We start from the raw sequence: 24,082 nt of genomic DNA on the forward strand, positions 1-24,082 counted from the left end.
GATTTATTTTTTATTTCCACGGCCAGCTCAAGTTGAAGTTGAAAGTGGAATATAGTCCCTAAAATGATCTCCCAGCACACTGCTTTTATCTCCGTATACTCTGTCCAAATGATTTTCTCCCCACATACATATGCGGTCAATGATGTCCTGTAGTGTCAGGCCATATTCGGTCAGCTCATACTCTACCTTGGGCGGAATCTCAGGATGACTAATTCGATGGATGATTTCATTCTTTTCCAAATCACGAAGTTGCTGGGTTAAGACCTTCTGGGTAATGCCAGGAATAGCCCTGCGAAGTTCACTTGTTCGTTTTTTACCTGATATCAGTTGATGCAGGATAAGAATCCTCCATTTTCCACCGACCAGTTCCAGCATCGCCTGCACGCCACTCTCATACCTTTTCATTTCCTGTTCCACTCGTTATCCCCCTTAAATCACATATATGTATACCTATTATTAAAAGTAACCGAAGAACCTCAAGGTATCTACAGCACTCGAAGGTGCGTACTTCTCAATAAGATGTCATGCAACTTATAATAACATTGGTCAGAATGTTTAACCAAAAAAAAGAAAAAGGATGGTTACTCCTACATGAAAGTTAAACTGGTCGTTACTCACCCAAGACAGGATTCCCTAACATTTGCCGTAATGAATCGTTTTATAGAAGGTATGCAGGAGAATTCCCATGAAATTGATATCCTCGATCTCTATCAAGACGGATTCGATCCATTATATGGTGTAGAAGATGAGCGAGATTGGCAAAATCCCGATAAACAGCATGCCCCTGTAATTCGCAAAGAGCTGGATCGAGTGCTTGCGGCTGATGCCATTGTATTTGTTTTCCCGATCTGGTGGTATAACGTTCCCTCCATGCTCAAAGCTTATCTGGACAAGGTATGGAATATGGGGCTGCTCAACAAGGCAAACTCCAAAAAAGCACTGTGGATTGCACTAGCCGGGGGAACGGAGGCTTCATTCCATAAATACGACTATTACAACATGATTTCCAATTATCTGAATAACGGGATCGCGGGTTATGCAAGAATGCAGGAATCCCGAGTCGAATTTCTCTATGAAACGATTTCAGAATCCAAAGAACATATCGAAGGTTTGCTGGAACAAGCCTATCAAATCGGTAAACACTACAATTAACAATTCGCAGACATTACAGATAACATTCATCCAAATCACAGATAACAACTGTAAAACGATAGGGAGTTACTCGTTCGTTGAGTAACCGACTTTTCGCCCATGGCTGGCGCATAATCAAGAAGGCTTACTCCAACCTGGATTCCAGGTCAAAGTAAGCCTTCTTTTTCACACCTTACGATTCGAATGTATCATCATTTCTTCCATACCAGTTTGCTCATCATCGCATATAGCAACGCAGCCGATTCGGCTCGGGTCGCTTCGGCAAGTGGTTTCACCTCACCGTTGTACCCTTGTGTGATACCCAGATCGACAAGCAATGCCACACTATCCCTGGCATAGGAGCGAATTTCGGAAGCATCACGGAAACGAGTAAGGTTATCTGTTGCAGCCTTCTCGGAGTCAATCCGTCCTGCCGCCGCAAGTGCCCTCACTGTCAACGTCATCATCTCTTGACGAGTGATCGTGGACTCTGGCAGGAAACGCCCGTCACCAGTACCACTTGTTATACCTAGTGAACGCGCAGCTGTAATTGCTTCGTAATACGGAGCCTTTTCGTTTACATCCGTAAAAGCATTCCCGGAAGAAGCATTCAAGCCCAGCGCAGTCATCAACCATTGCATGTATTGACCGCGAGTCATCTCCTGTTTTGGATGCAACCGGGTGGAATCCCCACTTGCTTCGGCATCAATCACACCTCGGACTGCCAATGCCTCCATCGCTTTCTTGGCCCACTGCACTTCTGCAAGATCTGCGAATGCCTGCTCCGCAGACACAACAGCATAATTTCCTGTGAGTGACGTTACGGAAAATACAAGCTGCCCGCTAGTTGGATCATAGTAACTTTGCGGCAATGGACTTGCGACACCGTTCGCACCAATGGCAAATGCTACAATCCGATCCTGCTGAGCATTTTGTGATGATTGGTAAGGCAGACGAAGTATTAACTCGCTTTCCGATGGCCATGGTTGACCATCCAGTTGAAGTTCAAGCTGGACTCCATATTGCGTGCCAAGCTGATCTGCGACTGTTTTTGGTAACTCCGTTCTGACCAATCGGATGGATGCAACCCCATCACCAACGACATCCTTCGTTAATAGTGTCGCAGGAAGCTCCAACATCCCCAGCTCTGTAACCATGTTGAACACATGTGACTCACCCTGATCTATTAACACAGAGGCAGGCAGAGATACTTCATATGCAGTTGCTCCCGAAACCGGCTTCAGCCGGAGTTCGACCAAGCGCTGACCCGTATCTGTTGAGGGGGCAACTTGAAAAGCCTCTTTAATCGTTGAAGCATCCACGTTGGACTGCACTACACCCTTCTGGTCAGACTGTCCTTGCAATTCCAGAACTGAACGGTCTTTCTCCGGTTTAGGTTGTGGTACAGCATTCTCTGCACTTGGGCTCCCACTTCCTGATTGTCCGCCATTGTTGCTTGAACCAGAACTATTCCCTGAATCTCCACCGGAATTGCCGCCTGGGTTGCTACCCGAACCAGGGTCCGATCCTCCAGGAGAAGAAACAGACGTAGGCACCTTCACCGTCAAAGGTACAGTCAAGGCTCTTGTGTCGTCAGAAATTCGAGTAATTTCAAACGCAAGTAGTACTGTTGTTTCCTTTGAAGGTGGGACAATCGTTCCATCCGTCTGAATGACGGACGGTACCGAACTGGAAGCGATCTTCACCGTGAAACCTTGTGGCATGGATGGCAACTTTATTTTTTTCGCACCTACTGAAGGTTGTTCCAGTGCCGTAATGCCTGTAGCTACATCGGCAGCAGTCTGCTGAGCCGTATGCACCTGGTATGCGGAAGATACACCTCTCACCGATTGCCCTGTCGCATCCAAAGCTTCCACTTTGTAATAATATTCCGTGCCGGGGTTCAGTTCACTGTCCGTGTACTCCCGTCCATTGCCGCTATAGACCACCTTGTACTCACCTTGCTCACGATCTGAGCGGTAGAGCTTGTAGCTTGCTGCTCCAAGATGAGCATCCCAATGAAGCGTTGCACTCGTTGAATCCACCGCATCCGCATTGAGACCAGCACTGTCATTAATAGGTGGCATAGCATCTGGCTGAACGATCATTATCCAACTAATCATCGGGTCCTGTGATGCCGTATTGCGCACGGTTAACTCCAGTTTGTTGTCCGACACAATGATGCCTTTGTGTGCTCTAACACTGGCAGGCGTAAACGTAACAGCCCCGGTATTCGTGCCATTGATGATGAAATTGGCTCTGCGCGATGCATTCGTCCACGGATCGTTGAATCCCGCGTACACATCATATGTTCCATTCGGTACATCAAATCTGTAGGTTAAGTCTGTGCCTTTTGGAGAATTGCTGACATTGCCCCCGTTTAGATAACGTACGGTCGAGAAAATATCTCCGCCATTCGAGCCGGATGACAGTGCGTCTGCGCTGGTGTATCCCCAATTGCGACCCTCTGCCGGAGCGTACATCTGGTCTGCCGTTCCCGGGTTGGCCAGTGTTCCTTTCATATACGCACCAATAAGATTGTAATCAGCCGTTTCATACCCTCCGCTGTTCACAAAATATAGGGCATTCTCTGGAATGACGTTTACACGAACCGCCTGCTTTTTGTTGTTATATTCCGGTGTCGTTACCTGTAACGTGAGGGGTCCTGGCTTAGCAAAATCTTCTGCCGTCATAGCCCGGTTATCAATCGTCCACACTGCTGGCGTTGACACCAGTTCACCACCGTCGCGAACGTTCAATGTCGTTGGAAGAGATGGTACTTTGCCAAGCGCCACGGCTTCCGGCAACGGATCAGCGATATCCACCTTGCCCATCGAATTCAGCAGATCCGGTGTCCAACTGTTATACCACTTGATCCCGATATCCGAGCCTATTCCAAACTCAATGGGCAAGAACACGTATTTTGCAGCATCATTTGAGAAATTGCCACCATTCCACGTATCCCCCACGTATATGAACTTGCCTTTTTCCGGATCGACCGGAATGACGGATGTCGTCTGTGTGCCGAATGCCTTGCCTGGATCGGGATCACTCGGCAACGTGCGCACAAACGGATTGGTCTGTGTTGACCACGGGCCAAAAATGTTATCCGCCACCGTCACTTTGTTTTCGTTAGGGGCCCAGCCGGAAGCTCCGGAAGTCAAAATATAATATTTTCCCTGATACTTAAACATCGCCGGTGCTTCGCGTTGCCCTCCAGGGAACACACGCACGTAATCTACGCCATACTCAGCCTGATAGGTGGAATCACGTACCGGATTGCCTTTGTCATCCGTTCGTCCTTCCTTATGCCACCCTGTTACGTCACTGTAGTCTTCATTCAGTTTGGAGATATAAAGCGTCAGGTTTTCTTCGCTGGAGTAGATCAGATAACCGGTGCCATCATCATCCTTGAACAACGTCATGTCACGTGCCATACCCTTATCACTTGGAAAGTAATCTTTCTCCCCTTCCGGGGCTCTGTCCATCCGGTAACTCTTCTGATACACAAAAGGTCCAGTTGGAGAGTCACTGATCGCGTAACCGGCCCGCGCCTTACCATAGTTCGCATTATCGTTATAAGGGTCCTTATCACCGTCCATGTGGGCCCACATCACGTATTTCTTTGTTTTGTCGTTGTAGATGACCTTCGGTCGTTCAATGATCCGTCCTTTGCGAATATCTGCCCAGATATCCACGCGGTCCTCACGCCCCGCATACAATTTGGAGATCAACGGGTCATGGTCAAAATCATCCATGGATTGAAGTGTCGATAGAGCCATGCCCTCATCTGTCCAGTTCATCAGATCCTTGGAAGAATACACACGCACCCCAACAGCTGGCCAGCCGCCCTTATGATATTCACCATACCAGTAATAGGTCTCCGTCTGTTCATCGTAGAAAAAGCCAGCCCCATGCGCATCAATCGGTTGACCGTCCAGACCTGGCCACAATTGGCCTGGTGTAATGCTTGTGCGAACTGTGGCAACACCCAACGGTGCGGATGCTGGAGAAGTTACGCCGTCTACGGTCGCCTGGATGATGTAAAAATATCCTGTGCCCATCGTCAGACCACTATCGTTAAACGTACTTTCATTCCCACTATAGACCTGCTGATACGTACCCGCAGCACTGGTAGACCTGGAGAGCGTATACGTTACATCTGATCCAGTAAGAGCATTCCACCCCAGAGAGATGGATGTATCCGTCACAGCTGTTGCAGCAAACTCTGTAGGAGAGTCAATGGAGTACGTCGTGGCTTCTTCAACAGTGGAGGCTGACTCTCCAGCTGCATTGAAGGCCGTAACACGATAGCTGTAGCTGGTGCCCGGCTCAAGTTCCTGATCTGTATAAGTGAGCCCCTTCCCTTCATAGATCTGCTCGTATTGCTCACTGCCAGCTTCGGCCCGAACCACGCGGTAACCCGTTGACTTGTCCACGGCCGACCATGATAACTTCACGCTCGTTGCGTTGAGTGCTTCGGCCTTCAATTCGCTCGGAGCCTGAGGGGCGGTCGCTGAAGTTCGTACTTCCAACGGCGAGGACCACAAGGACTCAGTCAGACCTCCGTATTCATAGGCGAGTTTGTAATAGTAGACTGTATCCCCGCTTAATCCTTCATCCGTGTGTCCCAAAGTTCCGGTGTTGGTTACTAGGGAATAGCCCCCTTCAGGCATGTTGGAACGGTACAGGCGATAGCCTGATGCACCCACGAGTTCAGACCATTGCAGGGAAACCGAAGACGCCGTCTGCTCGGAAATAGCAAGCTGAATATCGTTCTCCGGCGGTCGATCGGCAATGATCACGTCATCTGCATGTACCGATTGCCACTTATTCCGAATGCCCACGGTACCTGAACCGTATGTAGGATCGACCAGATCGAATATCAACCGATCGGAGCCGTTTTCGGCGATATACCCTCGAATGGTTGTGCCTGATAACACCACTTTGAGGGTATACCATGTATTTTTAGCAAATGCATAGTCCACCGTTTTCAACGTGGTATCTGATCCATTCACCCTTTTTGAGAAAACGAGCTTATTATTGGGAACCTGCATTTGAAAATAGTAAAAGTTGCTCTTATCCTGAAACCGCGGCAATATTCCCGGATATCCTTGACCGTTCCCCGTGTAAAAGCGCATGGACACGGTCATGTCCGACATGGATTCTCCAGTAGAGATGATGCCTTCATTGGTATCGCTCTGGAAAAGTGTGAAGTTCGACGCATCTGTCGGGTCCGTGATCACTTCCCAGTTGCCTGAACTTACGTTCCAAGCAGGTGATTCCGTGTAATCCCCATCCGAAAAATCGTCCTGCAGCAACGTGGCGGGTATACTCCCCAGATCGGCATAAGCTTTACTTGGTAGCATCAACGGTCCGGAAGACAGCGCAAGTGTTGCAGATAACATGAATATCATGGGTTTCCTGAGTTTATCCAATGTCCATTCTCTCCTTTGGCGTGAAAGATGAAAGCATGGTTCTTAAAGACGCGATGTTGTTGCTCAGCCTATCCTCAGCAGCCGGCGGTCAGTACAAAAGCGGGGTCCACCTCCTTATTTTAATGAAACCGGTTTCATTAAAGAGTAAAAAAAGACCCGTCTTCCCTTCTAAGTGCAAAATGGTACCCATACGGAATACCGTGTCTTCTTCGCCCCTATGCAGTGAAACAGGTTTCTAATATATAAATGTAATCGCTTTCTTGAATTATATTATTGCCTTATTCAAGCTGTCAACTGTGAATTGGGCACCAACATTTTTCGTTAAATTAAGCAAAAAAAGGCCCGAGTTCTGCCTGTTTTGCAAGCAAAATTCGCGCCTTTTCTCACCGTTCGAGCTTGTTCGCAAGCTCTCTCGTATTATTAGTGCGTGACTTTTGAACAACCTTTATTTAGAAAACTTTCGTTGTCCATGACTCACAGTTCCACGTCTCTGTAACTACATCACGGTAGAATTCCGGTTCGTGGGAAATCAGAAGAATACTGCCTTTGTAAGCCTTGAGCGCACGTTTCAACTCTTCCTTGGCATCTACATCCAGATGGTTCGTCGGCTCATCGAGTACAAGCAGGTTGGTTTCGTTATTGATCAACTTACAGAGACGCACTTTGGCTTTCTCGCCACCACTGAGTACAGCTACCTTGCTCTCAATGTGTTTTGTTGTCAAACCACATTTTGCAAGTGCAGCACGCACTTCGAATTGGGTATATGAAGGGAACTCCTGCCAGATCTCTTCAATACACGTATTGTAGTTGGCATCCTTCATCTCTTGTTGGAAGTAACCAATCTCCAGATGTTCACCGCGTTGAACGGTTCCTTCCAGCGCCTGAATTTCACCCAGAATACTGCGCATCAAGGTTGTTTTACCGATTCCGTTTGCACCAACGAGGGCAATCTTCTGTCCCCGTTCCATACGCAGATCCAGTGGTCTGGACAACGGTTCGTTATAACCAATCACAAGACCTTTGGTTTCGAAAATGAGCTTGCCCGACGTTCTTGCATCACGGAAATTGAACTGTGGTTTCGGTTTTTCCTTGGCAATCTCAATGACTTCCATCTTGTCGAGTTTCTTCTGTCTGGACATTGCCATGTTACGAGTTGCCACACTTGCTTTGTTCCGGGCTACAAAGTCCTTGAGGTCAGCAATCTCTTGTTGTTGGCGTTTGTACGCCGACTCCAATTGCTGTTTTCTCATCTCATACACTTCCTGGAAATGATCATAGTCGCCCACATAACGGGTCAGATCCTGATTCTCCATGTGGTAGATCAAGTTGATAACACTGTTCAGGAACGGAATATCGTGTGAGATCAGAATAAAAGCATTCTCATATTCCTGCAAATAACGTTTCAGCCATTCAATATGCAATTCATCCAGATAGTTCGTAGGCTCATCAAGGAGCAGAATATCCGGTTTTTCCAGCAGCAGCTTGGCAAGCAGTACTTTGGTACGCTGTCCACCACTCAGGTCATTGACGTCTTTATCCAGACCGATATCTGTCAGACCCAGACCACGTGCGGTTTCATCCACCTTGGCATCGATCATGTAGAAATCCTGGTTAGTCAGTGTATCCTGGATCGTGCCCACGTCTTCAAGAAGTTGTTCAAGCTCCTCTGGAGTTACATCGCCCATTTTGCCATACATATCATTCATTTCCTGTTCCATGTCGAACAAATACTGGAACGCGCCGCGAAGCACGTCACGGATGGATTGGCCTTTGTTCAATACAGCATGCTGGTCCAGGTAACCAACACGCATCCGTTTGGACCACTCCACTTTGCCTTCATCCGGCTGAAGTTTCCCTGTAATAATGTTCATGAAGGTGGATTTACCTTCACCATTAGCCCCGATCAGACCAATATGTTCGCCCTTCAACAGGCGGAATGAAACGTCGTTAAAGATAGCACGGTCACCAAAACCGTGACTTAATTTTTCTACATTTAATATGCTCATTCATGACACCTTTTCTATATAGACTTAATTCTTTGTATATTATAAGCGTTATATCCTGCACAACTCAACGCCATATTCAAAAATATTGCACCTTTTTGTCTGAAATTTGCCTTATATGAAAGGATGGGTTAAAATTTTGCCTTAACGAATTATTACTATATAGAACGGAGCTCTTCAAAGAGCATCAGGTGAAAAATATGATTGAAGTGAAACAATCCAAGTTGGGTGATGGTAGTGAGTTTAACCGCGGGGTCTTTGCTACCGTTGATATTGCGAAAGGAACACTTATCCATCAGGCACCCGTCGTGCCTTACCCGAATGAAGATCATGAGCATGTCGAAAAAACGATTTTGGAAGATTACGTGTTCGAATACGGGGCGAATCATACTGCGATTCTGCTCGGCTACGGCAGTCTGATCAACCACTCTTACGAACCTAACGCTACCTATGATATCAATTTTGATAACCACACCTTTGACTTCTACGCGTATACAGACATCAAGGCTGGCGAAGAAATCGTCATCAATTACAACGGTGAGGAAGACAGCATGGACCCGTTATGGTTCCTGGACGATTACGAGGAGCGTATGCTGGAGTTCAATAAGTCCAATGATGATGAGAGTGAAAAAGAGACTGAAACCCAGTCGCTGAATACGGACACGAGTAAATAAACGTTAAACTTAAAAGTTCGCAAGGACTGTCGTTGTAAATGCGAAAAAACTAGCGCCCCCCGGTGAATTGTAAAATGAGCACCTGGAATACTCTTCAGGGTGCAAAGTTTAAGCACGAAAATAAGCAAGCCCTCCGTTAACGGAAGACTTGCTTATTTGTGTTGTCTTTCTTGGTAAGCGAGATATACTTGCTCAAATTTCATTGTTTAGCATGCATCTTAACTTATTTTAATCCGTAATCGGAGGATCTGTGTGTAAGTCAGCATCAGGTGGCGTGGATCTCCACTTGGTAAAGGCTACCTCGAATCCTGCACGCTTCGGTGCACACAGAAATGGGCCTGCGTGTTTGTTCGTCGGATAGGCAAACCGTGCAACCCGAATCGTACGCCAAGGATGCTCATCTGTGCGAGCACGAATGACAACGGCCTCGTTACTGTAGGAGGCTCTGATTGTTACGATTCGTCCACCCCACTCTGGCACAGGAGAGAGTGACCAATCCGAATACGTATCCGTCACGACGGCTCCAACATGTGCCACACCATCATTGACCTCAACTCCGGCCTTGATCCATTGGTCTTCTCCATACCATAACATTAGTCCCGCCTGATCATATAATTCGGTGAATGAGCTTAGATCAAACGATACCTCAATCGCTTCCGTTCCGTCCCATGGAGCAAGCATGGCATGTCCATCCCGATGACAGAACCCGTAGAATGTGTTCTCCCAGAAGTCACTGCCTTCCCGAGCTTCCACAACGAAACGATCCCCATCCATCCGTGCAGCAACGGGTTCCTTAGTCCACTTGCCTTCATAAAGCCCAATAAAATCCGATGACATCGTTGTTTTCATCCTTCCTTCCGTCCCAAAGGGGAGTTCATCATCACTTCTAAATTAGAGAACCCAGGTCCGATGCAGCAGTAGGATATGCAAAATTCATGGTGTTTAACTGATCGATAGTCAGATTGAACTGAATAGCCATTGCAAAAAGGTTGATCAATTCTTCTGTTTTGCTCCCGAGCACATGCGCGCCCAGAATACGCCCAGTTGATTTATCGATCACTACTTTGGCCATGGCAAATTTTTCATGAGTTCGCTTGTAAGTATACCATTTCGACATATCATTTACCTGCACCTCATAGCCCTCTTTCTTGGCTTGCTCCGTGCTCATACCTACAGCTCCAAGGGCAGGGACAGTAAACACAATGGAAGGCATCACTTTATAATTAGGTTTATGTTGATTTCTCTCCAACAAATTGAACGATACTGCCCGGGATTCCTGACCTGCTAACGGGGTCAAAGGCAACCCTTTCGTATCGGTTACATCGCCAGCAGCATACACTCTCGGATTACTTTCGCTTTGCAAATACTCGTTCACCGTAATACCCTTTTTGCTGTAGCTGACGTTGCCTTTCTCCAATTCCAGCCCATCCACATTTGGAATACGCCCGGCTCCATGAACGACAAGTCCGCACTGCCACTTGTGATCTGCACCATTGCGTGTGCCATGAACGATATAGGCGTTCCCCTCTTGCCGTACGGACTTCACCTCCGCGTTCAAGTGAACATGAATGCCGATCTCTTTTGATTTTTGCAACAAAGATTCTACCAGCTCCGCATCAAACGACTTCAGAGGCTGTTCACTCCGATGCAGTATGTGGACTTCCGTCCCGGCTCTGGCCGCAATATGCGCAAACTCAAATGCAATGTATCCACCGCCTACCAGAACTAAACGATCCGGCAGCTGTTCCAGATCCAGAAAGTCATCACTATATATAAGATGCTCTGAGCCCTCAATCTCAAGTGGCGCAGGTCTTGCACCAGTAGCAATCAGGATGTGTTTGCCATGGAGCACTTCTTCTCCAACTTGAATATGGTCTTCATCGACAAATGAAGCTTTACCATGGAACGTATCCATTCCTTCTTGTTTGAATTTATCCTCACTTGCTCTAGGTATGCTCTCGATAAAGGTACGTTTAAAGGCCATAAGTTCAGACCAGTTGATAGTCGCCCGTCCCTGAATTCCTTTCCCTTGCATCCGCTCATTCCAGTCGATCAGCTCAGCCGCTCCAGCCAGCACTTTCTTGGGATCACAGCCGCGCAGTGCACAGGTTCCGCCGAACTCACGTTCATCAATTACAGCGATTTTCCAGCCAGCTTCAGCGCAACGGGTAATGACAGAACTTGCCGCACTTCCTGTGCCAATCGCAATCAAGTCATACGTTTCTTGAGTCATTATGGTTCCTCCTCATCCTTTTGTTACGTCTATTGTTGGGATACACAACGTTAGAGCAATCCAGCCTGTTTCAGGTACTCCGTTGCCACCTGCTCGGGATTCGCTCCATCCACGTTCACGTCATAGTTCATCTGACGCATCTCGTCATCCGTAATCTTTCCAGCAAGGTGATTCAGCACCTCAACCAGTTGTGGATATTGATCTGCCGTTTCTTGACGAAGCATCGGTGCACCTTGATACGGCGGGAACAATTCCTGATCATCTTCCAGCACGACGAGTTCATATTGTCTCAACTCACTATCGGTGGAGTAAGCATCTACGAGATTGATATCGCCTCGTTGAACAGCTCCATAGCGAAGCTTCGGTTCCATGGTTGCAACGTTCGGGAATTCAATTCCATATTTCTTCTGAATACCAAGGTAACCGTCTTCCCGATCCGAGAATTCCAGCGTGAAACCTGCCTTCATCTGCTGTTCAACCGGTTTGAGATCCGAAATGGTCTTAAGATTGTATTGGTCTGCAATGCTCTGTGGAACGGCCAACGTGTACGTATTGTTGTAATCCATAGGTTTCAGAAGTACCATGTTGAACTGGCTCAGCATTCCATCTCTGGCCTGTTCGTACACCTCTGTCCGATCGGTACTGACTGCCGTTTCCTTCATGAATTCGGAGATCGCTGTACCGGTGAATTCGGGATAGATGTCAATATCACCTGAGTTGAGTGCATTGAAAAGGAATGGTGTTTTGCCTAATCCGGGTTTTAGTTCAACGGTCAGGTCCGTCTCTTTTTCAATCAGCAATTTATACATGTTAATCAAAATCTCCGGTTCAGCTCCCAGTTTGCCAGCAATCACGAGATCCTTCTGCCCTCCACGTGCCAAGAAGGGAATGGTGATGACAAGTATCGCAATTATTGCCAGTGAACCAAGGGTAACCAGCGTTTTCTTGAAGGATAACCGCTGGAACTGACGTAATAGTACATCAAACAAAATAGCCAACAATGCTGCCGGAATGGCTCCAAGGATGATCAGTGCGGTATCATTCCGATCAATACCCAGCAAGATTAATGCACCCAAGCCTCCTGCGCCGATCAGGGCTGCAAGTGTCGCCGTTCCTACAATCAGGACCATAGCCGTCCGAATTCCGGCCATAATGACAGGCATCGCCAGTGGCAGTTCCACTTTGATTAGACGTTGCCGACTATTCATGCCCATTGCATTCGCCGCTTCGACCATGGAAGGATCAACTTCGGATATGCCCGTGTACGTATTGCGGAGTACAGGAAGCAGCGCATACACCACCAATGCGATAATTGCAGGAAGTGTTCCTATACCAAACAATGGGATGAGTAATCCGAGAAGCGCCAGGGATGGTATAGTCTGCAACACAGCCGTAACCCCAATAATGGGTTCAGCCACTCTTGGTTTACGTGTAAGGTATATACCAAGCGGAATAGCGATAAGGACAGCGAAGAACAATGCGATAAAAGAGATCTGAATATGTTCCAGGAGAGCAGACAATAATTGGCCTTTACGCTCGCTGAACACCTCCGTGAATCTACTCATGTCCCTCACCTCGTTCCTGTAACTGTTCAGACCAGTATTTCATCAGATCTGCCCGATTGATCTCGCCAATAATCTGTCGGTTGCGTTCCACTAGCAAATGGTCGTTAGAACTCATAATCTCAACCAACTCCGGTAAGGTAGTTGATACGGGAACGGCAGTTTTGACAGATTTGGGCACATGACCAGGTGAGAGTGGTGACATGATGGTTTCCAGATCAAATACGAATGGTGGACTCGTGTCCGCATCAGGACTTCCGACAAACTCACGCACGAAGTCATTAGCTGGCTGCTGGATGAGCTCTTCCGGGGTACCTACCTGCAATACTTCTCCATCCTTCATAATGCAGATGCGATCACCCAGCTTCATTGCTTCCTGAATATCATGGGTGACAAACACAATTGTTTTTTTCATCTGGCGCTGGATATCCAGAATATCGTCCTGCAATTTCTCACGGCTCATCGGATCGAGAGCACTGAATGGTTCATCCATCAATACAATCTCGGGATCGGCAGCGAGTGCACGCAACACACCAATTCTCTGCTGTTGTCCACCTGATAGCTCGGCAGGTTTGCGCTCACTGTACGTATCTCCGTGCAAACCAACCATGTCCAGCAACGTATGTACGCGCTCCTTGATTTGATCTGACTTCCATTTTCGCAGTTCAGGAACAACCGCAATATTTTCGGCAATCGTCATGTGCGGGAATAGTGCAATCTGTTGCAGCACATATCCGATATTCCAGCGCAATTCGTGAATGTTGTATTCATCAATTGAGCGTTCATTAATGAGCACTGCTCCATCTGTTCGCTCAATCAGGCGATTGATCATTTTGAGCATGGTGGTTTTGCCACATCCACTCGGACCAATCATGACAAACAATTCTCCCTTGTTGATGTTGAGGTTAACCTGACGCAAAGCCGTAGTTCCATCAGGATATTGTTTTGATACATTTTCGAACTGAATCATCCGCTCTCTTCGCCCCTTTATCTAGGACGTGTCTCAAAACACGCCCTAACTTTCATCCTCATCTATTTCCCCAAAAGTGTGTTCATATAATCACTGTTGTCCGTCGTGCCTATGGTCAGGCAGAGATCCGTATTCCAATCAACCATGTCAACATGCTGGTAGACATGCAAAAAGACGGGCACTAGGCACCGTCTTCTCATTCAATACATTATGATTCTTTCATTATTTCCATACTTCCATATGATTTTGAACAAATTGCTCCAATGAAATCGGGCTATTCCCCGTCAATTTCAGCACGGTATCCGTTACTTGATCTTCTCGGCCTTCTTCACGTATGGCAATATCCAACCCTGCCAGAGCTGTTGCATAGTCTTCTGGCATCCCGGCTTGAATCATGCTACTCTTCAATTCATCGTCGGACAAAGATTCATGCTGGATGGTGTGGTCCAGTAGACGACTTACGATGTTGGCAACCTGCCCATAGGACAATGTCTCTGGCCCAGTAATCATATGCTCTGTATTATGAGAAATAACATCTGTCAGGGCTCGGAAGGCAACCGCTGCAATATCATCTGCGCTGACAAAACCGATTCTGCCCTCACCCGCAGCACTGTATATTTTACCGAGTTGCCTCATCGTCTCCCGATGTGGTCCCTCCGTAAAATTCTCCATAAAATAAGATGGTTGGAGTACAGCCCACTCGGGAGCATGCGCTTTTAAATACTGATGTACTTCGCCAAATATAGGACCACCTTCATTAACTGAAGCACTGCCAAGCAAGACAAATCGCTTAACGCCGCTCCACAATGCTTCCTTGATGAACGGAATCATGACACTTTCTGGATTCATGTCCATGACTGGCACAACAAGGTACACTTGGTTCACATTTTTCAATGCCCGAGCATACGTCTCGGAATCATACCAATCGAAATAGACATAGTTCTCACCAGAAGCAGAAAGAGATGCTTTAGTTCTTCCTGCCAAGCGCACCGGATATTGTTGCTTTTGAAGTATAGCCGCAACACGGCTTCCTGTCTTTCCATTAGCCCCTGTAATCAATGTAAACGGTTTATCATTATTCATGTTCACTTCCCCCTAAGTTCGATTCAAGTACGATCAACGGATTCCAATAGTCTTTATAATGTGTAATTTTTCCATTCCGGTGATTCACCACAGAGATGTAAGTTTGGTTGTACGGCTTGCCTGTTACTAATGAGCGCCCTTTACAAGTGAATTCAGCCACAAACTGTTGTTTCGTGGAATCGACCAAGATTACCGGTTCAGAGAACTGCTGAATTTCAATCATCTCCAGCAGATTATGAAGATGATTCGTAATTTCCGCTTTGCCTTCCAGTTTCTGTGGATATCCTGCTGGTGCATATGGGAATTCGAAAATAGCTTCAGGTGTATATAGCTCCAACCACTGTTCCAGTTTTCCTTCCAGTAGCAATTGAGTAAATCCTTGCATGATCTGATGCGGTATACTATTGCCTGCTTCCAACTGCCGAGATGGTATCATCCTTATTTCCTCCTTAGTTTTTTTATCTTTTTTCCAGACTGTTCAGTCTATAATAGTTAAAAAATAAACGCGCTACGCGTTCATTTTCAAAAATCATTACGAATTTATGCTCCAATCATGTAAATCGTTAATCCATAGCCCTTAGGGTCATCTGTACAAAATCTCGCAACGCTTCTGCACTTGCACCGCTCTTCGCCGTAAAGGTTAATGAGAGTCGGGAATAATTCAGAAAACGGGCAAGCCCAGACAAATCTTCCTCTGCGTGCTTCAATTCGCCATTCCTCTGTCCTCGTAACAACGCCGTATGAAAAACATCTTCCATTTGTTGGTTGGTGGCTTGAATAAAGTCTGCGATTTCGTGATTTTGTGGTGCCTGTTCAACCGCGCTATTAATGATGAAACATTCATTACGACGTTCATCGTCTGTGAGCACGTTAATCACTTCGTTGAACAACTGTGTCACGCCATGCCTCACACTTGTGCATTCATTTAATAGTCTTATCCCTGCTTCTGTCTTCTTCTGAATATAGAATTTAAGCGCAGAGACAAATAAATCATGTTTCGTTCCATATGTGTCATACAGGCTTTGCCGCGCAATGCCAAGTTCACTCAGCAGCAAGTTCAAAGATGTACCTTCATAACCATACGCTCCAAATACAGACGTTGCTTTTCTTAGAACGGTCTCCGTGTCAAACTCCTTGGCTCTTCCCAATTTCAGACCTCACCTCCCTATTCATTAAATAAAGAATACCTTTTCCAGACTGATCAGTCAAGAAAATAAATGCTTTGATTTTTCACAAAGTGGTATAATGAGAATAGAAGTTGAATGAATTCTTTTACCACTCACAACCATGACCACATATTAAGGAGTGTACCTATATGTATATTCAAATTACAGACCTGGCTGCAAAACGTCTGACAGAAAGCCTGAATGACCAACCTGGTTACTTCAAAGTAATTTATGATCTGGAAGGCTGCGGATGTAACGGAGTTATTGCGATCATCATTGTTGATGAACTCGCGGCTCTTGACGCTCAGATTGAAACCAATCTGGTTCCGTTCTATGTTGATCCGAAACAGCAACTGAACCTGGAACAACACATGAAACTGGATACAGAAGAAAATTATCCATCCTTCAAATTAAGCAGTGACTCCGGTGTGCTCAGCGGTAATGTTCGTGTGCGCGATACACGTGCCGTAACGGTGGGAAGCTCTGGTGGATCCGACGCCTGCATGTTGTAACACAGTCTCTAACACGACTTAACAATAGTCTCTTCACAACAAAAGCCGTTGCATATGCAACGGCTTTTAATCTTCTTTTCTTTGAATGCCTCTATCAGAGTTGCAAAAAAGACTCTATAAAAGATGGAATAACTAAACATTTACACGAAACGGAGAGGAAAGAAAAAACCTGAAGAAGCGAAGCGTTCGCCTTTATCACCGGATTTTCCCCTTATAAGGGGAATTCAAAAAATCAGGGGATAACAGCGATCGGAAGGTTGTTCTGTCATCGGAGTGTCCAGTGTAAATATCTTTAGTTCAACTTGTATAGCAAACTTTGTTTACAACTCGGAAACAATTGGAGAACCTATGGATATAATCCTCTAGTATACTCGGTATATAGATTCATATATTCCGAGGAGGAACACACATCATGAAACCTTTTACTCGTAAATCCATCATATCAACCATTCTCATAGGTTCTGTTGTAGCAGGTTCTGCTTTTACTACGTTTCCCATCACTTCAAGCCTGAATCCAGTCGCGTCTGCTGCAAGCTCCAGCTTCACTCAATTTCTGCATGATAATGCACCTGGTCGTACGATCAAAACGATTAAAAATGTGGCAACTGTGACCAATGTGTCCAGTACGGTTGTGCTTGTCAATAAAAAGAGAAATCTGCCTTCGACTTACGCACCTCAAGATTTGGTTGTACCTAATATTCCTTTTAGCTTCTCAGGCTCAAGTCCGAAGAAACAGATGCGTAAAGTGGCTGCAACCGCGATTGAGAAATTATTTGCCGCTGCCAAAAAAGACGGCATTGATATCAAAGCCGTGTCTGGTTATCGCTCTTATGCGACTCAGAAATCGATCTTTGACCGGAATGCCAGCATCAAAGGTGAAGCTGTTGCCAACAAAACAAGTGCTCGTCCAGGACAAAGCGAACATCAAACGGGTCTTGCAATGGATATCTCCAGCGCTTCCGCCGGTTATGATCTTCAGCAAAGCTTCGGCAACACCAAAGAAGGCAAATGGCTAAAAGCCAATGCCCACAAATACGGATTCATCATTCGTTACGGCAAAGACCAAGAGAAATTAACGGGTTATTCCTATGAGCCATGGCATGTACGTTATGTCGGAGTCTATATTGCTGGTGAAATTACCAATCAGAAACTTACACTGGAGCAATATTTGGAACGAGCCAAATAAGGTAGATATCTACCTTATCTCTAGTCAGCTATTCGATTAGATAAAAGAAGGATGAATATAGATATCAAGGCTGAAATTGAAGATAGGGCCGCTAGTGGCCCTCTTCTGCTTCAATCTTTTTCATTTTGAACACATCATCACGTCCCAACGATTCTCCTAAAGACCAGTGGCAATCTCTTCAGACTTTCAGTTCCTGCCCAAGAGCCTGCGCCAGCAAGTAGTGTATTATGGCACAAATACAGTGCGACATTGTACACGATTGAACCCAAAATAATCTCCATAATGACAAAACGTTTTAACGTCGAAGATTGGATCACATATACCCGAAATTCATGCGGGTTATGCCCTCCCTTAAATCTTGTGATGAGAGCTTTCATGGATCACCTCTAGTGTTTTATTTTAGCGTATGGCAGGCAATCCTTGTCTTATTCAAAAATAATACTTACATAAAGTAACTAAGTGTGTTATAGTAATTTTATAAATCATACATAAGCGAGGGAAACCATCATGAGTGAGTTCGAGAATCTGGTTAAAAACCGCAGGTCGGCTGTTATTTTTGAAGAAGGAATTGAGATTTCGGAGTCTGAACTACAAGAGATGTTTGCCCTGAACAAATTTGCACCATCTGCCTTTAACCTGCAACACACCCACTATCTTGTGATCAAAGACGAGGAACAGAAAGAGAAAGTTTATGAAGCTTCCCAGCAATATAAAGTAAAAACAGCTTCTGCGGTCATCGTGGTTCTGGGCGATGTCAACGCACACCATCATATCCGCACCATTAACGAAGGTTTGCTGAATCTGGGCGCCCTCACTCCGTTCCAATATGAGCAAGAATCCCAAAGTGTAACCGAATTTTACGAATCTCGCGGCAGATTCTTCCAACGTGAGGATGCGATTCGCAATGCCAGCCTGTCTGCCATGCAGTTTATGCTGATCGCTCAAGATCGCGGTTGGGACACCTGTCCAATGATTGGTTTTGACGCAGAAGAATTACAACAAAGCTTGGATATCCCTAATCATTACGTACCGGTTATGTTGATTACCATCGGCAAAAAGTCGGAAGCCAAACAGCGCCCACGCGGTTACCGTAAACCGATTAATGAATATGTTAGCTTCAACAAAATGCACGCTGAATAATATATAACCTAATACAATAACAAAGCAAAAAAAGCCACGTTTTCGTGGCTTTAATACGTTTCATAAATCAATGTATCCAACATTTGAAATTCATCGTCAAACTCCGCATATATGTACAGTCGGCCAGCAGGTGTATCCCCCGCATCATAACCCAATCGGAAATACCGATCTCCCTGAAATTCTGCATCAGCCAAAACCAATTCACTGATATCCTCGTCCGGATGGGCCTCGGCGATTGTTTTAAGCGCCTGCTCACCAAGCATGTCCCATCGATTCCATGTCGCTTCCATATATGGGGACAATACCTCCATCTCCGCCTTGGTTGAAACCTGTGCAGTGACTACCAGTTCTTTATCCTGAATATGTAAGCGCATCTGATAGTTGGACATCGATGCGTCATACTGAAACACACCCATCCCCTGAACTTCATGATTGGATTCAAAAATCAGATTGTCCGCATACTGCAGTCTCTCCAGCTTGGGATTAGCGCTATAATCCAACTCGGTTAATTTGTTCTCGGAACAATAAAGCTCTCTTAATTGCACGTTATGACGAAGATCCAACTTGCTAATATGGTTGTTAAAACAACGGATACTCTCCAGAGCCAGATTTGAAGTAAGATCCAGCTGTTTGATATGGTTGTGATTACATCGAAGTTCAAGCAAGTTTGGACAGCCGGATACATCGAGATCCAACATGTAATTGTTAGCGCAATCCAGTCGCCGCAAGTGTATATTGTGTTCAAGCTCAAGCGTGAAAAGAGCATTATAACTGCAACTCAGTTCCTCCAACTGCTCAAGGTGCTCCAAAGCCAACTCCGACAACATATTCCAATGGCACTCTAGCGTGACAAGTTTGGAATTATGAGAAAGATGCAATTGGCGAAGTCGATTAAAGCTGCAATCGAGTACATGCAATTCTGAATTGGAATGGAGGTCCAGAGTAAGAAGCTGATTCTCTCTGCAACGTAACGTCCTGAGCATGTGATTCTGAGCAAGATCCAGACCCGTCAATTGGTTATAGGCACAATCTAACTCTTGAAGACCTTTGAAATACTCAATCCCGTCCAGATTACTAATATCGTGATTTGAAAGCTGCAATGTCTCAACCTCACGAACGTCACTCTCCTGAATAAGTCCCCTCTCATTACAAAAACGATCCAACACAACTTGCCTGAAACGTTCATCCGTAAAAGCATTGGTGATATCCATATCTCACTCTTCCCCTCCTGTTCTCTTAAAACATCCTTTAACATATCCTTCCTATTCTACGAGTTTGGGTACGGGGAATCAATTCATTATGCAATATTTTTTATACCATGTTAGCATCCAATATGTAAGAGAAAACCATATTGAGAGGAAGATTTCCATGCAAATGTATATCGAAAACCTCCCGTCGTGTCGCCTTGCCTATGTTCGACAAGTGGGGCCTTACGGTCCAGCCAATGCCCAAGCGATGGATACGCTCAAACAATGGGCAGACAAAAACCAATTGCTTCATGAATCAGCAACATTACTGGGCATCCCCCAAGATGACCCGACTACCACACCACCCGAGGAATGTAGATATGATGCCTGTATTGTTATCACGGAATCTAAACATCTGGAAGATGACATAGTTGAGATTGGCGAGTTATCAAGCGGAGACTATCTTATCTGTAAGGTGAGACATACGGCAGAAGCTATTCAACAGGCATGGCGTGTGATCATTCCTCATTTACAAACAAGTGGTTATCGGATGGACAGTAAGCCGGTTATAGAACGATATCGTTGGGAACTGCTTCATCAGCATTGGTGCGAGATATGTGTGCCTGTGAGACCTGTATAATCCATGTTACGAAGAAACGAAGAAAGTGACTTCAGGTTGAAGTCACTTTCTCGTTAAACACTACTACTATGACTAGCTAGATTAGAAAATTAATATGCCCAGTTGCCTTTACGGAATACCGGCTCGATTGTGCCATCCTGTAACTCACCATCGATATCCAGCTCTGCGGAACCGATCATGAAATCGACGTGGGTCAGACTCACATTGCACTCATGCTTCAACAATTCATCGTTAGACATCGTTGTGCCATCTTTCATGTTGAATGGATACGCACTTCCCACAGCCAAATGGCAAGATGCATTTTCATCAATGCCCGTATTATAGAAAATACGATTCAAGTTGGAGATCGGGGAGTCATGAGGCACGAGTGCGACCTCACCCAGATAACGTGCTCCTTCATCCGTGGCAAAGAGGTTCTTCAGATGCTCTTCGCCTGATGCTGCCGTAAAGGCAACAACTTGTCCGTCCTTGAAGGTGATTCTCATCTGGTCAACCAGTTGCCCGTTCAGGTTCAGAGGCATGGTGCTGCTAACATAACCGTTTACCCCACTGCGCTTAGGCATGGTGAATACTTCTTCAGTCGGCATATTGGCAACCGTGTATACGCCTTGTTTATTTTCGCTGCCACCACCGCCCCAGATATGATTGTTAACCAATTCGATTTTCAGGTCTGTACCTGGCGCACGGTAATGTAAGCTCTTATAGTTCTTTTGGTTCAGGAGATCACTCATGGTATTCAGGGTATCCAGATGCTCTCTCCAATTTTGTACGGCGTCTCCGCCATCCACACGGTTCATTTTGAAGATGGTTTCCCACATCACGTTGATACGATCTTCTTCCGGGATGTCGGCAAACACTTTGTTCGCCCAAGCCTTGGTCGGTGCTTTGATCAAACACCAGCTAATTTCATGATTACGTGTATATTTGGAATATCCTTTACGTGCTTGAGCAGCAGCCTTAGTCGCACGGGAGACGTTGTCCGAATTAATCCCATTGTACAGATCCGGGTCAGGTACTTTGATCGTCAATGTTGCTCCTCCGGCTTCAGCGAACTTCTCCATCATGTCGCCTTTCCAGGCCGGATAGTAGTCAAAGCTGTCATTGGAGCCATGTTCAAAACGACTGCGGGTAATGTTATCATCATCGAATTCCACTTGCACGTACTTCGCTCCGGCTGCATACGCTTTTTGAACAATCAAACGTGTGAATTCAAGCGTTTCGATGGGTGCGGTAACGAGCAAGTCCTGCCCTTTTTGAATATTTACGCCGACTTTGACAACCAGTTCTGCGTATTGTTCCAATGACTTTTCAAAGGTTTGTTCAAATTGACTCATGGTTGTGTTCACTCCTGTTTCATATATTATACGACCACTTTCGCTTCTTCAGAATCGATTCCTTCTCTTTCACTACGCATGATCAATTTGCAAAATTTCATCTATACAAAATGATTTAGTTATTTCGTTTTTCTTGTTCACGCAGTTCGATCCGGCGGATTTTACCAGAGTTGGTCTTCGGCAGATCCGTAACAAATTCGATCTTGCGTGGATACTTGTAAGGTGCTGTAATTTCTTTGACATGGTGCTGCAATTCACGCATCAGTTCTGGTGAAGCCAGTGAATCATCTCGCAGTACAATAAAAGCTTTCACCACATTGCCACGGATCTCATCCGGACTCGCAACCACCGCGCATTCCTTCACACTGGCGTGTTTCATAAGTGCTTCTTCCACTTCAAATGGTCCGATCGTGTAACCCGAACTGATGATGATATCGTCACTGCGACCTTCAAACCAGAAGTAACCTTCTTCGTCTTTACGTGCACGATCCCCCGTCACAAAGTAATCGCCACGCTGACTCGCTTCCTTCCGTCCCTCATCCTGATAGTAGGACCGGAACAAAGCCGGCATCTCTTTGTGTACCGCGATATCTCCAACTTCACCCGCAGGTACAGGTTGTCCCTCTTCATCGATGATCTCAATCAACCCAGGTGTAATCGACTGACCCATCGAGCCAATACGTACAGGCGCATCTTTGAGACTGCCGATCAACAACGTACTCTCGGTCTGTCCATATCCGTCTCGAATAGTGAGGTCAAAGTGACGCTTAAAGATTTCAATGACTTCCTGATTGAGCGGTTCACCCGCTGAAACAGCACTGCGCAGATGGGACAGATCATAATGTCCAAGATCATCGGCTTTGGCCATTAACCGATATTCGGTTGGTGTACAGCATAGAACATTAATTTGATGTTCCTGCATCAGTTCCAGGTAACGCTTGGGCTGGAATGATCCATTGTATACCAGTCCGGTCGCGCCTCTTCCGAGTACCGACAGGAACGGACTCCAGATCCATTTTTGCCAGCCAGGTGCCGCTGTTGCCCATACGGTATCTGAAGGCTGAATATCCAGCCATAATGAAGAAGCGATCCGCAGGTGGGCATATCCCCAACCGTGGCTATGTACAACTCCTTTGGGATTACCTGTTGTGCCCGAAGTATAGGCAAGAATAGCTGTATCATCACGGTGAGTTTCCACCGCAGCCATCTCTTCAGGTTGATTTTGCATTAACTCATGCACATTGACCCAACCTTCAGCAGGTACGCCAACTTCACCATTCGGTGATGCCACGATGCGATATGCCAGTGATGGCAGATCCGCATCCATCTTTTCCACTTCCGAAGTCGTCTCGGACCATACAATAACAGCCCGCGCCTCAGAGTGACGCAGACGATATTCGAGATCTTTAGCCCGTAACATCTCGGAGGACGGAATAACGGCAATCCCCAATTTCAGACAAGCAATGTAAATGACATAGGCAATGATACGGCGTGGTACCATGACCAGCACCCGATCACCCTTCTCCAGTCCTAGTTCACGCAGACCTCCAGCAAGACGATTCGCCTGCTTGAACAAATCACCATACGTGATCTCTTCCAATTCTCGTTGATCGCTGAGCCATCTAAGTGCAATCCGGTCTGATGGATGATTCTCCATCTCGGATGTCAGGTTATAGCTTTCAGGCGAAATCCACTGTTCAAAGTTCAAATGGAGCCTCTCCTTCGTAGTTCAAATGTAAAGCTTCTATATATTATACCCTAAATCCTAGGACCAGGTGCTATGAACTAGGCTCATTCCAAAAAAATAAACATAGGTCAATTAA

General features: G+C 45.9%; 20 protein-coding genes. 6 read left to right on the top strand and 14 right to left on the bottom strand.

The genetic code is table 11. The annotated features are described in order from the left end of the window. Positions 1-27: 27 nt before the first annotated feature. The gene (locus tag MKY73_RS16655; RefSeq protein WP_339302685.1) at positions 28-417 is read right to left on the bottom strand and encodes a winged helix-turn-helix transcriptional regulator; all 390 of its coding nucleotides are present in this window, start codon (positions 415-417) and stop codon (positions 28-30) included. Positions 418-591: 174 nt separating this feature from the next. On the opposite strand from MKY73_RS16655, the gene MKY73_RS16660 reads away from it, so the two are divergent. Then, complete coding sequence (locus tag MKY73_RS16660; protein ID WP_339302687.1) at positions 592-1,152, top strand: NAD(P)H oxidoreductase; 561 nt, start codon at positions 592-594, stop codon at positions 1,150-1,152. Between the two features lie 191 nt (positions 1,153-1,343). Here MKY73_RS16660 and MKY73_RS16665 read toward each other — a convergent pair whose 3' ends face one another. Together MKY73_RS16665 and MKY73_RS16670 are read right to left on the bottom strand one after the other, a co-directional pair. Continuing rightward, a complete protein-coding gene (locus MKY73_RS16665; protein WP_339302688.1) occupies positions 1,344-6,569 on the bottom strand; it encodes an S-layer homology domain-containing protein in 5,226 nt (1,741 codons plus the stop codon). A 449-nt stretch (positions 6,570-7,018) separates the two neighbouring features. Further along, positions 7,019-8,575 (bottom strand): ABC-F family ATP-binding cassette domain-containing protein, encoded by a 1,557-nt coding sequence (locus tag MKY73_RS16670; protein ID WP_339302689.1) that lies wholly within the window; start codon positions 8,573-8,575, stop codon positions 7,019-7,021. 197 nt (positions 8,576-8,772) lie between these two features. On the opposite strand from MKY73_RS16670, the gene MKY73_RS16675 reads away from it, so the two are divergent. Then, on the top strand, positions 8,773-9,246 hold the full coding sequence (locus tag MKY73_RS16675; RefSeq protein ID WP_339302690.1) for an SET domain-containing protein: 474 nt from the start codon (positions 8,773-8,775) through the stop codon (positions 9,244-9,246). Between the two features lie 228 nt (positions 9,247-9,474). Here MKY73_RS16675 and MKY73_RS16680 read toward each other — a convergent pair whose 3' ends face one another. The 7 genes from MKY73_RS16680 to MKY73_RS16710 all read right to left on the bottom strand — a co-directional run bounded on the left by MKY73_RS16680 (position 9,475) and on the right by MKY73_RS16710 (position 16,242). Continuing rightward, positions 9,475-10,083, bottom strand: coding sequence for a DUF1349 domain-containing protein (locus MKY73_RS16680; RefSeq protein ID WP_339302691.1), 609 nt, complete (start codon positions 10,081-10,083; stop codon positions 9,475-9,477). Positions 10,084-10,132: 49 nt separating this feature from the next. Next, positions 10,133-11,479 carry an NAD(P)/FAD-dependent oxidoreductase gene (locus MKY73_RS16685; RefSeq protein WP_339302692.1) on the bottom strand — a complete coding sequence of 449 codons (1,347 nt, stop codon included), beginning with the start codon at positions 11,477-11,479 and terminating at the stop codon, positions 10,133-10,135. Between the two features lie 50 nt (positions 11,480-11,529). Further along, positions 11,530-13,044, bottom strand: coding sequence for an osmoprotectant update ABC transporter permease/substrate-binding subunit OpuFB (opuFB, locus tag MKY73_RS16690; RefSeq protein WP_339302694.1), 1,515 nt, complete (start codon positions 13,042-13,044; stop codon positions 11,530-11,532). After that, the gene (locus MKY73_RS16695; RefSeq protein WP_339302695.1) at positions 13,037-14,011 is read right to left on the bottom strand and encodes an ABC transporter ATP-binding protein; all 975 of its coding nucleotides are present in this window, start codon (positions 14,009-14,011) and stop codon (positions 13,037-13,039) included. The genes opuFB and MKY73_RS16695 overlap by 8 nt, the downstream gene beginning before the upstream one ends. 222 nt (positions 14,012-14,233) lie before the next feature. Then, positions 14,234-15,094: an ergot alkaloid biosynthesis protein gene (locus MKY73_RS16700; RefSeq protein ID WP_339302696.1), complete on the bottom strand. Its 861-nt coding sequence runs from the start codon at positions 15,092-15,094 to the stop codon at positions 14,234-14,236. Continuing rightward, positions 15,087-15,530, bottom strand: coding sequence for a nuclear transport factor 2 family protein (locus tag MKY73_RS16705; protein ID WP_339302697.1), 444 nt, complete (start codon positions 15,528-15,530; stop codon positions 15,087-15,089). The genes MKY73_RS16700 and MKY73_RS16705 overlap by 8 nt, the downstream gene beginning before the upstream one ends. Before the next feature lie 127 nt (positions 15,531-15,657). Further along, positions 15,658-16,242 (bottom strand): TetR/AcrR family transcriptional regulator, encoded by a 585-nt coding sequence (locus MKY73_RS16710; protein WP_339302698.1) that lies wholly within the window; start codon positions 16,240-16,242, stop codon positions 15,658-15,660. Positions 16,243-16,409: 167 nt separating this feature from the next. Here MKY73_RS16710 and MKY73_RS16715 point away from each other — a divergent pair, with 167 nt between their 5' ends. After that, positions 16,410-16,772, top strand: a complete 363-nt coding sequence (locus tag MKY73_RS16715; RefSeq protein WP_338594318.1) for an iron-sulfur cluster biosynthesis family protein — start codon at positions 16,410-16,412, stop codon at positions 16,770-16,772. Between the two features lie 412 nt (positions 16,773-17,184). Next, on the top strand, positions 17,185-17,958 hold the full coding sequence (locus MKY73_RS16720; RefSeq protein ID WP_076214769.1) for a M15 family metallopeptidase: 774 nt from the start codon (positions 17,185-17,187) through the stop codon (positions 17,956-17,958). Between the two features lie 137 nt (positions 17,959-18,095). Here MKY73_RS16720 and MKY73_RS16725 read toward each other — a convergent pair whose 3' ends face one another. Next, positions 18,096-18,335 (bottom strand): hypothetical protein, encoded by a 240-nt coding sequence (locus tag MKY73_RS16725; protein ID WP_339302699.1) that lies wholly within the window; start codon positions 18,333-18,335, stop codon positions 18,096-18,098. Between the two features lie 130 nt (positions 18,336-18,465). Between MKY73_RS16725 and MKY73_RS16730 the strand changes: the two genes are divergently transcribed. Further along, on the top strand, positions 18,466-19,098 hold the full coding sequence (locus MKY73_RS16730; protein ID WP_339302700.1) for a nitroreductase family protein: 633 nt from the start codon (positions 18,466-18,468) through the stop codon (positions 19,096-19,098). A 50-nt stretch (positions 19,099-19,148) separates the two neighbouring features. On the opposite strand, the gene MKY73_RS16735 is transcribed toward MKY73_RS16730, so the two are convergent. After that, positions 19,149-20,309, bottom strand: coding sequence for a leucine-rich repeat domain-containing protein (locus MKY73_RS16735; RefSeq protein WP_339302701.1), 1,161 nt, complete (start codon positions 20,307-20,309; stop codon positions 19,149-19,151). 157 nt (positions 20,310-20,466) lie between these two features. Between MKY73_RS16735 and MKY73_RS16740 the strand changes: the two genes are divergently transcribed. Continuing rightward, positions 20,467-20,925 carry a GyrI-like domain-containing protein gene (locus MKY73_RS16740; protein WP_339302702.1) on the top strand — a complete coding sequence of 153 codons (459 nt, stop codon included), beginning with the start codon at positions 20,467-20,469 and terminating at the stop codon, positions 20,923-20,925. Between the two features lie 89 nt (positions 20,926-21,014). On the opposite strand, the gene MKY73_RS16745 is transcribed toward MKY73_RS16740, so the two are convergent. Together MKY73_RS16745 and MKY73_RS16750 are read right to left on the bottom strand one after the other, a co-directional pair. After that, positions 21,015-22,259 carry an aminopeptidase gene (locus MKY73_RS16745; protein ID WP_339302703.1) on the bottom strand — a complete coding sequence of 415 codons (1,245 nt, stop codon included), beginning with the start codon at positions 22,257-22,259 and terminating at the stop codon, positions 21,015-21,017. A gap of 115 nt (positions 22,260-22,374) precedes the next feature. After that, positions 22,375-23,916 carry an acyl--CoA ligase gene (locus MKY73_RS16750; protein ID WP_339308642.1) on the bottom strand — a complete coding sequence of 514 codons (1,542 nt, stop codon included), beginning with the start codon at positions 23,914-23,916 and terminating at the stop codon, positions 22,375-22,377. Between the last annotated feature and the right edge of the window lie 166 nt (positions 23,917-24,082).

Origin of the sequence: Paenibacillus sp. FSL R5-0519 (assembly GCF_037974275.1) — a bacterium.
Classification (GTDB): Bacteria; Bacillota; Bacilli; order Paenibacillales; family Paenibacillaceae; genus Paenibacillus.